Consider the following 1,230-nt stretch of genomic DNA (forward strand, 5'->3'; position numbering starts at 1 on the left):
GCTCCAGATGCAGGATTTATCGGAATTGAAATGCCAAAAGGTACCTTCGGTGATGCATCAAACGTGAAGTTCCGTTTTGACCCAAGCTACATGCAGATGGCTGCTGACGGCAAGCTATAGAGCATAAACGAATGCCTGTATTGATGTGAGGCCAAGGCCATGAAGAAACTGATAAACCAGACGCCAGATAGAACATTCAAAGTGTTCTTAGGCTTGCTACCTTTCGTGCTAATGATCGTGCTTTATATGGTGAGTTCGGATGCGCGTTTAGAAGTGAATCCTAATGACAAGCTCCTCCCGAGTTTTAGTCAGATTGGAGATGGTTTATCAAGAATGGCCTTGGAACCGAGCAAGCGCACAGGCGACTATGTTTTTTGGCAGGACACAGCGAGTAGTCTCACACGTCTTGGCCTAGGTGTATTAATCGCTGCGGCCATTGGCTTGTTCTGGTTTGATGAAAACAACACTTCCGTCAAGGCAATTGAACAAGACGGTACAGTGAACAATGTCTCCTTAAACTACTTTGATCCAACCAAATCAACCATTATTCACTTCCATGGATGGCAAAATGGTTCATCGCAAAACAACTATTCACGTGAAGATTTTTTATTCGATTACAACGGCGAGAACGTGATTACATCGGCAAGTTGGAAAGCGCGTGATTGGAACATTGCGTACTTTTACTGGAACCAGTTAGCTGACGAGGCAGAAGTAAAAGATGCTGAAGCGAAAATCTGGACGCCCAATGGACCGCGCGGCATGCGTTATCGTTTAAACGATGGTTCGTATAGTACAGCGCTGTCACCAAACAAATCTGTTTCTGACATTGCGTTTGAACAAATCACATCAGTGCTTTCGGGCAGCACCTCATACTATGTTCGATTATCAGGTCATTCTCTTGGTAGCCAGTTAGCGACTAACGTCACAAAGAAAATCAGTGACGCGGTCTATAACGGTACTGTCGGCAATAACCTGACTGTCGACCGCTTAGAATTGCTTGATCCTTTCTGGTCAGCAGATCCAAAATCATACCTTGGTGATGCGAATGGCGACGGTAATACTGATTGGGTCGGCGAACATGCGCGCTGGGATATTCAAACCTTAATCGATCGACACAACTTGCCAGTAACTTGGTACAAATCGAGTGGTATTTTGGATATTTGGATCGGAGATCGAAATACGATCCTAGAGGGTATGGTTACGTTTATTCATAATCGATTCTGGTATTTG

Annotated in this window: 1 protein-coding gene; it reads left to right on the plus strand. The window is 44.6% G+C overall.

The annotated features are described in order from the left end of the window. Positions 1-159: 159 nt before the first annotated feature. Positions 160-1,230 (plus strand): hypothetical protein (locus A3739_RS00390; protein ID WP_068499717.1); only part of this gene is annotated, 1,071 nt, incomplete at its 3' end.

The organism is Oleiphilus sp. HI0067 (assembly GCF_001635735.1).